Consider the following 13564-nt stretch of genomic DNA (forward strand, 5'->3'; position numbering starts at 1 on the left):
CCTCGCACCTAGGAGCTATGTTTTAAGCTTTACTGTCTCAGCTTTTCCTAGGACCTAGGGTCTCGGGCCTAGGGCCTAGGATCTATGTTTTAAGCTTTACCGTCTCAGCTTTTCCTAGGACCTAGGGTCTCGAACCTAGGCCCTATCTTTTACCTTCTAAGGCGTATAATACGTGGCAGCTCCAGGACCTACTGGCAGGCCAAATACAAACACCCAAAGAAAGAAGAAACAGGTCCATCCGATAAAGAACACAATCGAGTATGGCAGCATGGTGGCGACCAAGGTTCCTATCCCGAGGTTTTTCTTATACTGAGATGCGACGGCCAAGATCAGGCCAAAGTAACTCATCATCGGGGTGATAAGATTGGTCACCGAATCACCGATTCGATAAGCCGCTTGAATAGTTTCTGGTGCGTAACCTACCAACATCAACATAGGTACAAAGATAGGCGCGGTAACGGCCCACTGTGCAGAGGCACTGCCGAGCATCAAGTTGATAAAGCCACACATCATAATAAACAGCACAAATACTAATGGTCCGGTTAAGCCGACTGCATTTAAGGCATCTGCGCCAGATACGGCAAGTACTGCGCCTAGATTAGTCCACTTAAAGAAGGCGACAAACTGCGAGGCGAAGAATACCAACACAATATACATCCCCATGCTGCTCATGCTGCTAGACATGGCGTTAATCACATCAATATCGCGCTTCATGGTGCCCACAACACGGCCATAAACGAGGCCTGGAATGGCAAAGCAGATAAAGATAAATGCCACGATCCCCTTTAAGAAAGGAGAGCCGGCCACTAAGCCTGTCTCCTGGTTTCTTAATGGTGCGCCTTCAGGAATGATGGTGAGCGCTAACACTGCTGACATCACCAAAACCGTTAGTCCCGCGACCTTTAATCCTCTCTTTTCTAGAGCGCTAACCGTATCCATTTTCTGCTGGCTAAGATCGATTGCTGCTTCACTCACATCATATTTACCTAACTTAGGCTCAACGATTTTTTCGGTAACGAGTGCGCCAAGGAAAGTGATTAAAAAAGTGGAGACAAACATGAAGTACCAGTTTACTTCGGGGCCTACAAGGTAGTCAGGGTCGATCATCTGCGCCGCAGCTTCAGTGATCCCCGATAGTAATGGGTCTACGGTGCCAAGTAATAAGTTCGCGCTATATCCGCCCGATACGCCAGCAAAAGCGGCTGCGAGTCCGGCAAGTGGGTGGCGACCTAAGGAGTGAAATATCATCGCCGCCATTGGGATTAACACCACGTAACCCAGCTCTGATGCGGTATTAGAGACGATACCGGCAAACACCAATGTGAGGGTGACTAAGCGTTTTGAGGCTCCCATCACGAGTAAGCGCATAGCGGCAGATAGCAGGCCTGAACGGTCAGCTATGCCAACACCAAGTAGGGCAACAAGTACTGTACCTAGTGGGGTGAAGCCTGTGAAATTGGTCACCAAATTCGACACTATCAGCCTTAAGCCTTCGCCGTTCATCAGGCTGACAACATGGATAAGTCCATCACTATTGCGGCCCGATGCGCCTTCTGGTCTTGGGTCAACAACGGTTAATTCGAAATAGCCTGCTATGCCACTTATTACCACAACAGCAGCACAAAACATGGCAAATAGGGTGATAGGGTGAGGCAGTAAGTTACCGAGTCGCTCAACCACGTTTAGGAAGCGAACAAACCAGCCATTAGGTTTGTTATTGGGAGCTGAGGGGAGATCGTCGGACAAGGGCAAACTATCGCCGTTATTGGTGCTCATAATATCTTCCTTCAAAGTAAGTTCTTTATTTTGTTGTTTTTATTTTAATTTTCTTCGACTCGAGTGACTACAAATGAGCACTGTTTTGTTAAGCCGATGTGGCATGATGGATAAGAAAAATTAATTAAACCTTAAATCGGCTCATTTGTTGTTAGCGTAGTTTGCCGTAATCGTGAGTGCCAGTGCGGCTTTGCAGGATTTTAAACTTGAATTAAGGAGGAGGTATTTAGCGAATTTTAGGCAAAAAAAAGGACTCATTTGAATGAGTCCAAAAGGGATTGATTAACAATATCCGTTGGGATTGAGATTACTATAGCTAGGGTTAGCTGTATCAAAGCTGAATGGGTAAAACGACTTGGGTTAACAGTTGTTAATCTTAGATGTTGCTAAGTGTTTTTAAGTCTAATTCCCTGATATTAGAGGGTTGCGTGCAGTTGTTTAGATAAAAAAAATGGACTCATTTAAATGAGTCCAAAAGGGATAGATATTGGGGGTGTCCGTTAGAAGCGTGATTACTATACCTAATACTATAGCTAAAGTTAGCTGTATCTAGACTGAATAAGTATAGGGTAATGTTGTCGCTCACTTTTATCTGCTGCTTGGTGTGGGCAGTTAGTGGCTGCTTGGCTTAAATGCCCAAAAGAATACAAATAAATAAGTAAGCTCAAAGTTAAATAAAAATACTGATTAGTTTGCCTGTTAGGGCATATTAGTTTGCAAAATACTCGAGATAACTTTTGAGGTGTTCAAAAAACAATAGACTGCTATTTGTGTTTAACTACTGATTTTAAACAGTATTAGTTTTTGTGGTGAACAGAGAGTGTACGGCCGCTAAGATTTTACTCTTGCTTGAACCGTTAAATGGATAAAGGTGGCATTAGTAGATGTTTAGTTAGCGTTTTTTGACCGAATTTATAAGAGTTTGTTGTGGCTTAGGTTAAAAAGTGACGCTATTGAAGGCTAGCAAATGTCGGTAGAAGCTGGATTTCGTTCCTCAAATAAGTAACAGTAAGAGCCATAAGGAAATAGCGAAGCCATTTTAATAAAAAAAAATAGATAGGAAATACAAATGGAAGGGATATTGTTGGGGTTAGGTCTAGTCGTGATTATTGGCTACTTATGGTATGTGAGCTTAATTAAAAAGCGTAATACGGGACGAGAAGCTTTATCAGGCATAGATGTTCAGCTGAAGAAGCGTTCTAACCTAGTACCTAATATTCTCAAGATCGCACAAAAGTATATGGATCATGAGAAGTCGTTACTAACAGAGATCACCGAGTTACGCACCTTGGCAACTAAGCGCTATAACGATACCGATCCTACAGCCGTTAAATCCCATCTAGAAGTCGCTGAAAAGCTGAATCAAAAAATGTCGCAGTTAATGGTCAGTGTTGAAAATTATCCTGACCTTAAATCAGACAATACCATGCTGCAAGCAATGCAAACCTATAACGAAGTGGAAGCGCAGCTTTCTGCGGCGCGTCGCTTCTATAACTCGGCAGTGTCTGAGCTTAATACTGCAGTTGAAATTTTTCCCGGCTCTATTATTGCCTCAATGGCCAGCGTCAAGGTGATGCCTTTTTATGAAGCCGATGAGGCGTCAACAGCCCCTGTAGATGCCAGTGATTACTTAAAATAACTGATTATTTTAAGTGACTGATTATTTGAAGTAATTGTGACTTTTCAGTAATAGCCGCAATTCATATCAGCATTGCGGTGATGGCTGTTACTGAGATCATCGGAGTACATGAGTACAATATGAACCTCATTAGTTTTCTTTTTGGCGCATCGATAAAGCCTATCCGTAACAGTAATAATTTAGTTGCCGCCCCTGCTGAGATTGCCGAGTTTAAGCAATACTATCAGCAACACCTTGAGCCCCTGACAAGCAAATTTGAAAATGCGCGTGTTGCCAGTCTGCAGTCTTGTCGTCAGCGTTTATATCTTTGCAGTGCTATTTATCTTAGCGTTGCCGCGCTGGCATTTCTGTTTATGCCTTACTTGAACACTACAGATCCTTTGATGATTTACCTTATCGGGTTAGTGGTGCTAGCGCTGCCGTTTGCCTGGTGGGTGTTTAATCCGATTAAGCATTATAAAAGCGATGTAAAGCAGAAGATCTACCCGCTAATTTTTAAGTATTTTGGCCATGATTTTATTTTTAGTCCTGATCATAAGATGAGCCTAGCAGCGCTTAAAGCCTCAAAGCTGCTGCCTTATTATGATGCTGCTAACTTTGAAGATTATGTGCAGGGGACTTATAAGAATACGGAGATCGCTCTTAATGAGCTGCACCTTACCAAGCAGATTAAGCGCGATAAAAATACTGATACGGTCACCGTGTTTAAAGGAGTGATGATTGAGCTAAGCAGTCACAAAGGCTTTCGTGGGCATACGGTTGTGGTTAAGACTCGCGGCGGTTTAGTGAACTTTCTATCTGATTCTTTTAAGGGACTAGAGCGGGTAAAATTAGAAGATCCCATCTTTGAAAAGCAGTTTGATGTATTTTCTACTGACCAAATTGAGGCGCGTTATCTCTTAACTGTCACTTTTATGGAGCGATTGCAGGCGTTATCGGCAAGTTTTGATAACAAGATCCAATGTGCTTTTTACCAAAATAAGCTGCTTATCATGCTCGGCAGTAAAGATAATCGCTTTGAAATGGCTTCGATATTTAAAGCGGCAACCTTTGAATATGAATTTAGTCAGATAAATAAAGAGATGAAGCAGCTTTTTGCTATAGTCGACGTACTGCAATTAGATCAATCGACCGGATTATGATTAAGCAAGGATCGCTCGTTAGTTTACTGTTGTTTTTAGCTGTTACTGTGCAGGCCGAGGTTCAGACTTTGGGGCAGAAGCCACATTTTGTGGCTAATCCATTAAATAAAAGTGTGTTGGGGAAAACCATTAAGGTTAACGAAACTACCACAGGGTTAACTCATACATTAACTAGCGCCAATGTCATCAGCAATAGCCGTGCTCAAGGTGAGAAGGTTTATCATTACCGCACGACTACTGGCGTGTTGGTATTTAGCGATCATGCTCCGCAGCAGGGGCATTATCAGGTTCTACTGTTTGATTGTTACGCCTGTAAACCAGAATCAAATATTAATTGGAAATCGATCCCGCTATTTACCTCTCAATACCGGCTACAAATAGCCAGTGCGGCCAAGGCTTATCACTTAGAGCCTGCATTGATCCGCGCCGTTATCCATGCTGAATCCGCCTTTAAATCGGCAGCGGTATCTAAAACTGGCGCTCAAGGCTTGATGCAGCTAATGCCGGCAACCGCAAAAGAGCTAGGGGTGAGCGATGCATTTCATCCAGAGCAAAATATTGATGCTGGCAGCCGTTACTTAGCGCAGTTACTTAAGCGTTTTAATGGTGATATTAGTTTGGCATGCGCCGCTTATAATGCAGGCGCCTCAAGGGTAGACCAATACAATGGTGTACCGCCTTACCCTGAAACTCAAGCCTATGTTGAGCGAGTGCAGATATTGTTAAAGCGCTACCGTAGCAGTTAGCGCTTTTTACTCGAGCTTAAACCGATTGATATTAGGCTGCCGCCAAAATAGGATTGTTTACCGTTAAGCCCACTGTTCGCGAGCGTGCTTTAACATCCAGCCAAACCATAGGCACCACGATAAAACACAGTACGATATTAGAGATTGGCATCGCCATCCACACGCCATCAACGCCCATTATTTTTGGCAAAACATATAAAAATGGCAGCTGGATAAGCATATTCCCGCATGCTATCGCGAGGGCTTTCACCCCTTGATTCGTCGCCATAAAGTACACCGAAGACAGAGCGATAAAACCGTCGAGTGGCATAGCAAACAGGTGCAGTCTGATCCCATCAACCGCCGTTGCAATCAGCTCTGAATCATTGCTATTAAATAGCCCAACCATGGCGTGCGGTATGACATTCAACAAGGTTATCCAGCTAACGCCTGCAATCAGGGTGACCTTGACCGATAGCTTTAGCATCTTGTTAATGTTTTCGTGCTGCTCTGCGCCATAGTAATAACTCACTGGTGGCTGTAGGCCTTCCGCCACCCCCTCAGCGACTAAGTAATACAGCACCATGAGGTAGCCAACAATCGCAAAAGCGCCGACTGTTAGCGGCGTGCCATATTCCATAAACAGTCGATTATGCAGCGCAAAAACGAAACTGGTATAAAGATACATAAATAGGCTAGATGAGCCTAACAGCATGATCTGCTTGGCAAAGGGTATCTTGAAATACGTAAACTTTGCAGGCCAACGTATATTGCTGATACGTGTACAAAAATAAATAAGTCCTAAGATACAGACGATAGATTGAGCACTAATGGTCGCGATTGCTGCGCCAAGCAAGCCAAAGTTAAAGACACCAATAAGCAGGTAATCTAAGCCAATATTGACAAGCGCACCTAGCACCATTAAGCCAGTGGCAATGTTAGGGCTTTCATCATTGCGGATCAGCAGTGGTAGTGCCGAGGCTATTATTGTCGCCGCTGCTCCCCATATGAACACCCCGATATAATCTTGCGCCATCCCCAGAGTGGCCCCCGCGCCACCTTGGGCCTCAATAAAGAAAGTACTGAACTGCGACAAAATGCTGGTCGATATAAGCGCAAGACCTAGCATCAACAGTAAGCTAGTGGTCAAAATAGTCGGCGCTGCACGAGTGTCACCTTTACCACGTTGAATTGAGAGCAAACTCCCGCTCCCCATGCCGATCATGATGCCAAAACCCACCATAAAGTAGATCACTGGCCAAGCCATGTTAATTGCGGCTAAGCCTTCATAACCTATGTAATGACCGATAAAGATACCGTCGACAATTTGATATAGGCCGTTAACCAGCATGGCGGCGATTGCAGGTAGGGTGTAACGCCAAAAAGTACGGCTAATAGAGTGATTATGAGTATCTTCGGGGATCGGAGCTAACATTTGCGTGTAAAGGTTGATGAATAGTGGGCGGCACATTACTCTGTATTTAAGATTGAATAAAGTTAGTTACTATCTGTTTTAGATATAGGTTGATTGGCAGGTGAAGCGATGAATTGGACGTTAGACGAGCTTAATGCATTTGTTAATTCGGTTAAGTTAGGCTCATTTTCGGCGGCAGCCAGAAAGATGGGCAAGGCGCAATCTAGAATTAGTACTGCCATCAGTAATTTAGAAGCTAGTTTAGGGTTTGAGTTATTTGACCGCAGCGCCAAACTACCCATGCTGACGCCTTTAGGTGAGGAGATGTTTATCGAGGCGCAGTCGGTGCTAGCCCAGTGCCAGCGACTCAATGCGCGGGCGATGACGGTGACATCTGGTGAAGAAGTGGTGCTAACATTTGCGATGGATGAAGCTGTACCAGTAAACGCATTTGAAGCCCTGTTTCAACGGATTTCGACTCAATTCCCGCTACTAAAGCTCACCATTATCAATGGCTCACAAGAAGATATCGCTCTATGGGTTGATGCGGGGCGTGCAGATATTGGCATTATGTTCCACACCTCGACTATGTTGCCAGACTCACTAGATTTTATGTCGATAGGCCAGTTTAAGCATAGCTTAGTGGTCGCGCCGACTCACCCGCTGGCCTCTATTCCTGCGCCGACCCTTGAGCAGTTAATGTTATACCGGCAGCTGGCGATTTGTGACATTACAGGCCAGTCTCAAACCAAGCCGTTATCAGGCAATTATTGGTATATAGACAGCTATTACTACATCATCGCTTTAGTGCTACAAGGTGTGGGCTGGGCGTTAGTGCCAGACCATGTAGCAAAATCAGATTGGTATATTGAAGATTTAACCGCGCTATCGAGTGAATATATTACAGATCCGTTATTGGTAGAGATGGGCGTGGTCAATCGCCGCGATAAGCAGATAGGCCCGGTGATGCATTGGTTATTTGAAGAGTTGCACTCGGTGCTGCAATAACAGGAAAGCAGGTACTAGGGCGTTCGCAGGCTCACTGCTAGGACGGTGCTACGCACCTACTAGGACGCCAACAAGTTGGCTGCTAGGAAAGCTAAAAGCAAAGGCTAAAGCCGATTCATGGAGCCTGAATCTGTTGCTTGTTTCTTTTAAATCTTGGATTTTTCTAGGGCCTAGAACCTCGCACCTAGAACCTGTCTTTTAAGCTTTTCCGTCTTGGCATTTCCTTAGGCCTAGGATCTAGCAACTCAAAAGTGGTAGTGTTTAATAAAGGAACGATTATAAAGGAATAATATGAAACGGATTTCGGTAATCTTGCTGGTTATGTTGGCATTGAACAGTGTGGGATGTTCGTCAAGCTCTGTGGCAAATGCAGGCTGTGATTTTGTTAGCGGCGCCCACAGTAACGAACAGCAAAGAGAGCAGCGAGAATCAATTGGTGGGAGTTCGACAGCATCAACTCAAAATAATAAAGATGTCGAAGTCGGTATCTTAAATGCAATTTTTGGGGTATTTAGCCGTCAGCTGAATGATGACCAAGAGTGTTTATAAGCATCAGGTTAGGAGATTTGACCTAGGTTCTAGGACGTTCGCAGGCTCACTGCTAGGGCGGTGCTACGCACCGACTAGGACGCCAACAAGTTGGCTGCTAGGAAAGCTAAAAGCAAAGGCTAAAGCTGACACATCGCGCCGGTAATCTTTTGATTGGTGCTTTACTGTCTTGGATTTTTCTTAGGGCCTAGAACCTCGGACCTAGGACCTATCTTTATAAGCTCTTTCTCGAAGTGACGCAGTCACGTCCTAGCAGGGCAAAGCCTGTTCTCGGCTTAGCTTTTCCTAGGACCTAGAACCTCGGACCTAGGATCTATCTTTTAAGCTCTTTCTTTATTCCGGCACTTCTTGCTTAACAGTTGTTTTGCCGCCGTTATGACCAATGCGACGCTCTAAATAGTCGAGCATCTCTTTGGCGGTAGTATCGAGCTGCCAAGGTGGATTAATAACCCATAGGCCTGCTGCCGTCATACCAAAATCATTGTTATCGGGTCTAATCGCTTGCTCGATACGAAGTTGATTTTTAATACCGCTCTGGGCTAATAGCTTAAGCATACCTTCAGTTTGGTCTCGGTCTACAACGGGGTACCAAAGCATGAATACACCAGTTGAAAAGCGTTTATGAGCTTTAATAATCGCTTTTGCTACGTCTTGGTAGTCGGTTTTAATCTCATAACTTGGATCGATCAAAATCACGCCGCGACGCTCAAGTGGCGGCACTGCAGCGATAAGACCTTTAAGGCCATCGCCTTTGATCACACGAACGTGGCGATCGCCTGCAAACTGTTCTTCCAAGGTGAGAAAGTCAGTGCCATGCAGTTCGTGTAATACCATGCGATCTTTTTCACGCATATTCATGTCTACAAAGGCAGGAGAGCCTGGGTAAAACTCCAGATCTTGTTTACCTTGGTTGAAGTGTTTTACATCTTCTATGTATTGCACTAATGACTCAGGTAAATCTGTTCTGTCCCACAGTCTGGCTACACCATCTAAGTATTCGCCAGTTTTCTTAGAAAACTCATCGGTTAACGCGTAGCCACCCGCACCCGCATGGGTGTCGATATAAGCCATAGGCTTGTCTTTTTTGTGCATGAGTTTTAGCACTTGCAGCAAAATAGCGTGCTTGAGAACATCGGCATAATTGCCTGCGTGATAGCCGTGACGATAACTTAACATTGCGTTTAAAACCAAAGATGGAGAGAACGCTGATTATACAACAACTCCTGCTCGGTATCATAATTTGAGAGTTTGTCGCTGCATCCACATAATATTTTCATCGACTAATGGTAGTTGCCAAATGGCTGTGCCGTCGTCTTGGTAGATGCGATAAAAGCTTAAGCTCGCTTGAGTTAGATGTTGTTTTCTTAACGCTAGATAGATGATTTGTGCGGTATCTGATAGCGCGTTGGGTGAAGACAATGTGGTTTTACCGACTTCGATATCAAAGCGTTCCACCTGACGTTGTTGCCATTTTTCTGTGGTGCGCTTGAATTGGCCACGGATCTCGTAGCGAATAGGCGTGGTATAGCAGTCTTCATCGGTGATACAGGCGGCAAAGTAAAAAATGCCGCTATCAGGTGCTAAATCGACCAGAGATATACGGATATCGCTGCGAACGAGACGATTGTTATCAAACGAAAAATATAGATCGCCATGGTAAATCTGCTCTTTTAAGTTGCCCTGATGCTTTCTAAGCTCTGGCAGGTCTAGCTTATTATAGGTTTTTTGCTCCATTCTTATTTTAGTGGTCAAAAAATCAGACAGGGCGAGTTGGCTACCGTGGTCTTTTTCAGCGCTAATGTTGATCAGCTGTTTGCCACTGCATTGACCGTGTTGATAATCCGGACAGATGGCAAAGCTGTCCATCTTGGCGCTGAGTAGGGCGAAACTGGTAAATGCGTTAAATGGTGCCAGCCAATTAGGTTCGTTACCGATCTGGTTAGCAAAACGCTGATTGATGATATCAGGGCTCAATGCTCGATCTATTGCAGGGGTAAACACATGTACCTCACCCGCGACATTACTGAGCTGACTCGCAATCAGGTTTTCGTTATAAGGCGTTTGGCTATGAGTGAGATAAGCGTAGCCGAGTAATAGGCTGAAGATGATAACGGCAATGGAAAAAAGCAGGACGGCTGTTGGCTTTTTTATGGTAGAGAGTGCTTGGTTGTGACCTGATAGGTGTAATACATAGCCATGCCTAGGAATGGTCTTGAGCTCAACTTCTGGATAGTTGGCTAGTTTTTTTCTCAATACACTAACGCACTGTTGTAATGATGATGCTGAAACCACTCTGTCGTGCCAACCTGCTTCTAATAAGGCTTCACGGGTGATTAACGTGCCCTGATGTTTGAGCATTAACTGCAGAACGGCTGTTTCGGCATAGCTGAGTTCGATACGTGATAAATCCTCAGCATCGACTAGGTGCTGTTGAGTCACGTTTAAGCTTAGCGTTGGCGTTAATTGCACAGAAGTTCTCTAATAAAACAGTTATCTAATTGAGTATATTCTGACGTTTATAGCTGGGGAAATTGAAGCCCGTAAACTTTGATCCAGTTCCTGCTTTATAGCTAGCTTGCAGGCTAGCGCAACAAGTTTGCTGGTATAAGAAAATCGACTTACGTATATCAATGGCAAATTCAGATCAAACTCGTAAAGGGAATCGCCGCGCGAACTTTGCTAACTCTTGATAAAAGTTGCAGCCCAACGCAAAGCGTTGGGCTGCTGATGTGCTTGCAGGGACATCAATTACTTTTTGGGTTTAACCTTAAAGGTTATGCACCTGTTTAAGGTTGTCTAGCGAATGGCAAACGGCGCAAGCTTCTACTTGTAATTCGTTGGCTGTAACGCCAAATCGGCCGCCGTTTTGCTCCATGTGTGCACGTACCGCTTTGTTGATCACCATCTTACCGTCAGCATCTTCTTGCTTAGCATGGCAGGCATAACACGTTGCAGAAACTGGTGAAGTATACGCATCAACAGTGATATCAATCGCTGGGTGTGCTCTTGAATCTGGGTTGTAATCTAGATCCAGTGCCAATGGGCGACCGACTGCCGTTAGGCGTTCAACACCGAAGGTATCGCCTTCGTGACAGCGGTAACAGTTAGCTTTATCAGCAGGGAACTCAATATTACGCACGCCGTTTGCACGATCTTGGGTCGCACGTTGATTGGTGTGCAGTGAGTGCATCCATACCTTGTGGTCTGGATGGCTTACCGTAAGCTGCTCAACATAGTCCCAATCACTTGCTTTAGTGTGCATTTCTCGAATTGCTTGAGTTGGCGGGGTGTTCGGGTTATGACAAGCTAAGCATGGATCAACAATGTCGGCTGTTGAGCTTAAGAAACCTGGCTTACCGCCTGGCATCATAGCGCGCTCTTCAAATGGACGTACATGCTCGCCCAGTTCGTCGTGATCGTGACCAGAGAAACAGGTGGTATCTGCTAGCTCTTTGTTGATCTCAGTCTTGCGACTATGACAGTTACGACAAGCAAGCTCTGAGTTGTCGTTAAACTCATCGTAGCCATGGCACGTTCCACAAGTCTTGTTGCTAACAATCAAAGGACGCTTAGCTTCAGGTGCGTCAGTTAGGCCGTCTTTGTTGAAGAACCAGCGCTTGTTAGCTTCGGCATTTTTAGTATGTCCTGCTTGATCGCAGCTCACGAGGTTTTGCGCGTCGTCGAAGCAGTAAATAAAGCGGTTAGTAATAAAGCCTGCGTCATCAATCAAGTCGCCAGAAATAGCATCTTGGGTAACAACTGGGCCCATTAGGTAAGTAAATACGTTGTCTTGAGACTTGTTTAGTGGTGTACGCTCACGTTCGCCAGCGGGAGTGTTTCCGCTGCCATCTTGGGTGATGTCTTTCTTGTTACTCTTAACAAAAATGCTGTAACCGCGGCTGGTGGTAAAGTCCACCGAGGTGCCCCAGTTTACATAAAGCTGCAGGTTTTTAATCCAGTCGGCATCAGCAGGGTTATTGTTTGCAACAGCAATACGTTGCCCTTGTCTATCAAGCATGGCAAAGCTGATTTCAGCAAAGTGCTCACCGTTTTTTTCTACGAGCTTAGCGTCTTCAAGGCTGATGTTGACGATATTGCGCTGATCTTCCTCTACTGCTTTCTCTGAGTTACTCATATGAACATCGTAAGTATTCTCTGGTGAGTGACAGGTTAAGCAGTTACCGTTATCAGGCTGAGTGCTATGGTCATATACTGGATTGGTGGTCATTTCGTGACAGCTTGAACAAGCCTCACGCGTTGGCACTTGGTTCCAGTTAGTCGCTTGTAGCTCAGTTTCGCTGATTTCTTTTGCGTGACAAGTGGTACAGTTACCTAGTGCCTGCGGGGTTATACCAATATGCGCAGTGTGTGCTAATACCGGCCAAACCATGGCAGGATTATCCATGTTGTTATTGGTGTGGCAGCTGGCGCAGTTTTCAATGTTGGCACCGCCATGTTTAATCGAGGCGATATCATCGTGACAGCTTAGGCAAGAACTGCCGTCGATGATGCTGCGATTGTTGGTGATTTCGCTACCATCAAGATTGAAGTCAGAGATAACTTCAGTTGCTGGCAGGTTGTCCGTTTCTAAAACGCTAAATAATACGCGCTGGGTGTATTCGCCATTGTGGCTGATATCGCCAGCAACTAAAGCTGCACTCATGGTGTAGCTGTAGCTGCCGTTCATGTTGTCGACTAATGTGCCTGCACAGCCTTTAGCGGGTGAACAGGTTTCACCAGCAAGTTTTTGCCACTGTGAACGCTCGCCTTCAACTTGCGGCATTAACTGGGCTGCGTTTAACTTAATTGCGGCAATCTTTACCACTGGAATCGCTAATTCGCTCTCAGCGCTAAAATCAATCGTTAGCGTGTTATCGGTAATTGTCGTTTTATCGATTGTTACTGTAAGCACTTTAGCCTGCGTGGTTACGTTACCACCTGGCTTGCCATCTTCACCGTCTTTACCATCATCGCCGGAACAAGCCACCATGCTCATTGAGCAGGCTGCTACAAGCGTGGCATAGCACAGTCTTGTTTTGAATTTGTTTGCGTTCATCATCACTTATCTCTCTTTATATATTTTCTTTAAGTCGCTTGATTTATCAACGACGCAAAAAAGTGTGCCTCAAGCACCGATAGCGCAACGTGAACAGCTACCTATTTATAGTTATATTGAAGTTTTTTAGGCCGATTTCAGCCGTTTTGAGCTGTTTTGAGGCTTTTTGAGGGGGGGCATTGAGCAAAATAAGCCTGATTTCTGCAAAACAGCCATTGGCGGCTGATATGGTTTCATCGCGAGGAGTGGTATTAT

At 44.9% G+C, this 13564-nt stretch carries 10 protein-coding genes; 5 read left to right on the plus strand and 5 right to left on the minus strand.

Annotation, left to right across the window (positions count from 1 at the left end):
• Positions 1-156: 156 nt before the first annotated feature.
• On the minus strand, positions 157-1776 hold the full coding sequence (locus ACVBJC_RS00595) for an AbgT family transporter (RefSeq protein WP_447159020.1): 1620 nt from the start codon (positions 1774-1776) through the stop codon (positions 157-159).
• 1069 nt (positions 1777-2845) lie between these two features.
• Between ACVBJC_RS00595 and ACVBJC_RS00600 the strand changes: the two genes are divergently transcribed.
• The 3 genes from ACVBJC_RS00600 (at position 2846) to ACVBJC_RS00610 (ending at position 5303) form a co-directional block, all read left to right on the plus strand.
• Positions 2846-3415: a LemA family protein gene (locus ACVBJC_RS00600; RefSeq protein WP_447159019.1), complete on the plus strand. Its 570-nt coding sequence runs from the start codon at positions 2846-2848 to the stop codon at positions 3413-3415.
• 119 nt (positions 3416-3534) lie between these two features.
• Positions 3535-4557 carry a DUF3137 domain-containing protein gene (locus ACVBJC_RS00605; protein ID WP_447159018.1) on the plus strand — a complete coding sequence of 341 codons (1023 nt, stop codon included), beginning with the start codon at positions 3535-3537 and terminating at the stop codon, positions 4555-4557.
• Complete coding sequence (locus ACVBJC_RS00610; RefSeq protein WP_447159017.1) at positions 4554-5303, plus strand: lytic transglycosylase domain-containing protein; 750 nt, start codon at positions 4554-4556, stop codon at positions 5301-5303. The genes ACVBJC_RS00605 and ACVBJC_RS00610 overlap by 4 nt, the downstream gene beginning before the upstream one ends.
• 31 nt (positions 5304-5334) lie before the next feature.
• Here ACVBJC_RS00610 and ACVBJC_RS00615 read toward each other — a convergent pair whose 3' ends face one another.
• Positions 5335-6717 (minus strand): MATE family efflux transporter, encoded by a 1383-nt coding sequence (locus tag ACVBJC_RS00615; protein ID WP_447159137.1) that lies wholly within the window; start codon positions 6715-6717, stop codon positions 5335-5337.
• A 108-nt stretch (positions 6718-6825) separates the two neighbouring features.
• On the opposite strand from ACVBJC_RS00615, the gene ACVBJC_RS00620 reads away from it, so the two are divergent.
• Together ACVBJC_RS00620 and ACVBJC_RS00625 are read left to right on the plus strand one after the other, a co-directional pair.
• Complete coding sequence (locus ACVBJC_RS00620; RefSeq protein WP_447159016.1) at positions 6826-7704, plus strand: LysR family transcriptional regulator; 879 nt, start codon at positions 6826-6828, stop codon at positions 7702-7704.
• 291 nt (positions 7705-7995) lie between these two features.
• Positions 7996-8253: a hypothetical protein gene (locus ACVBJC_RS00625; protein WP_447159015.1), complete on the plus strand. Its 258-nt coding sequence runs from the start codon at positions 7996-7998 to the stop codon at positions 8251-8253.
• Positions 8254-8586: 333 nt separating this feature from the next.
• Here the strand turns inward: ACVBJC_RS00625 and ACVBJC_RS00630 are convergent, their stop codons facing one another.
• From ACVBJC_RS00630 to ACVBJC_RS00640, 3 genes are all read right to left on the minus strand, one after another.
• Positions 8587-9429: a 23S rRNA (adenine(2030)-N(6))-methyltransferase RlmJ gene (locus ACVBJC_RS00630; protein ID WP_447159014.1), complete on the minus strand. Its 843-nt coding sequence runs from the start codon at positions 9427-9429 to the stop codon at positions 8587-8589.
• Positions 9430-9486: 57 nt separating this feature from the next.
• A complete protein-coding gene (locus tag ACVBJC_RS00635) occupies positions 9487-10722 on the minus strand; it encodes a winged helix-turn-helix domain-containing protein (protein WP_447159013.1) in 1236 nt (411 codons plus the stop codon).
• A 298-nt stretch (positions 10723-11020) separates the two neighbouring features.
• The gene (locus tag ACVBJC_RS00640) at positions 11021-13312 is read right to left on the minus strand and encodes a multiheme c-type cytochrome (protein WP_447159012.1); all 2292 of its coding nucleotides are present in this window, start codon (positions 13310-13312) and stop codon (positions 11021-11023) included.
• Positions 13313-13564: the final 252 nt, after the last annotated feature.

The sequence above is a fragment of the Shewanella sp. 0m-6 genome (assembly GCF_052977325.1).

What these genes read in the sequence shown, in the direction of transcription:
- ACVBJC_RS00620 (WP_447159016.1), top strand. Translation starts at nt 6,826, where the DNA reads ATGAATTGGACGTTAGACGAGCTTAATGCATTTGTTAATTCGGTTAAG.
- ACVBJC_RS00630 (WP_447159014.1), bottom strand. Translation starts at nt 9,429, where the DNA reads ATGTTAAGTTATCGTCACGGCTATCACGCAGGCAATTATGCCGATGTT.
- ACVBJC_RS00605 (WP_447159018.1), top strand. Translation starts at nt 3,535, where the DNA reads ATGAACCTCATTAGTTTTCTTTTTGGCGCATCGATAAAGCCTATCCGT.
- ACVBJC_RS00615 (WP_447159137.1), bottom strand. Translation starts at nt 6,717, where the DNA reads ATGTTAGCTCCGATCCCCGAAGATACTCATAATCACTCTATTAGCCGT.
- ACVBJC_RS00610 (WP_447159017.1), top strand. Translation starts at nt 4,554, where the DNA reads ATGATTAAGCAAGGATCGCTCGTTAGTTTACTGTTGTTTTTAGCTGTT.
- ACVBJC_RS00595 (WP_447159020.1), bottom strand. Translation starts at nt 1,776, where the DNA reads ATGAGCACCAATAACGGCGATAGTTTGCCCTTGTCCGACGATCTCCCC.
- ACVBJC_RS00625 (WP_447159015.1), top strand. Translation starts at nt 7,996, where the DNA reads ATGAAACGGATTTCGGTAATCTTGCTGGTTATGTTGGCATTGAACAGT.
- ACVBJC_RS00600 (WP_447159019.1), top strand. Translation starts at nt 2,846, where the DNA reads ATGGAAGGGATATTGTTGGGGTTAGGTCTAGTCGTGATTATTGGCTAC.
- ACVBJC_RS00640 (WP_447159012.1), bottom strand. Translation starts at nt 13,312, where the DNA reads ATGATGAACGCAAACAAATTCAAAACAAGACTGTGCTATGCCACGCTT.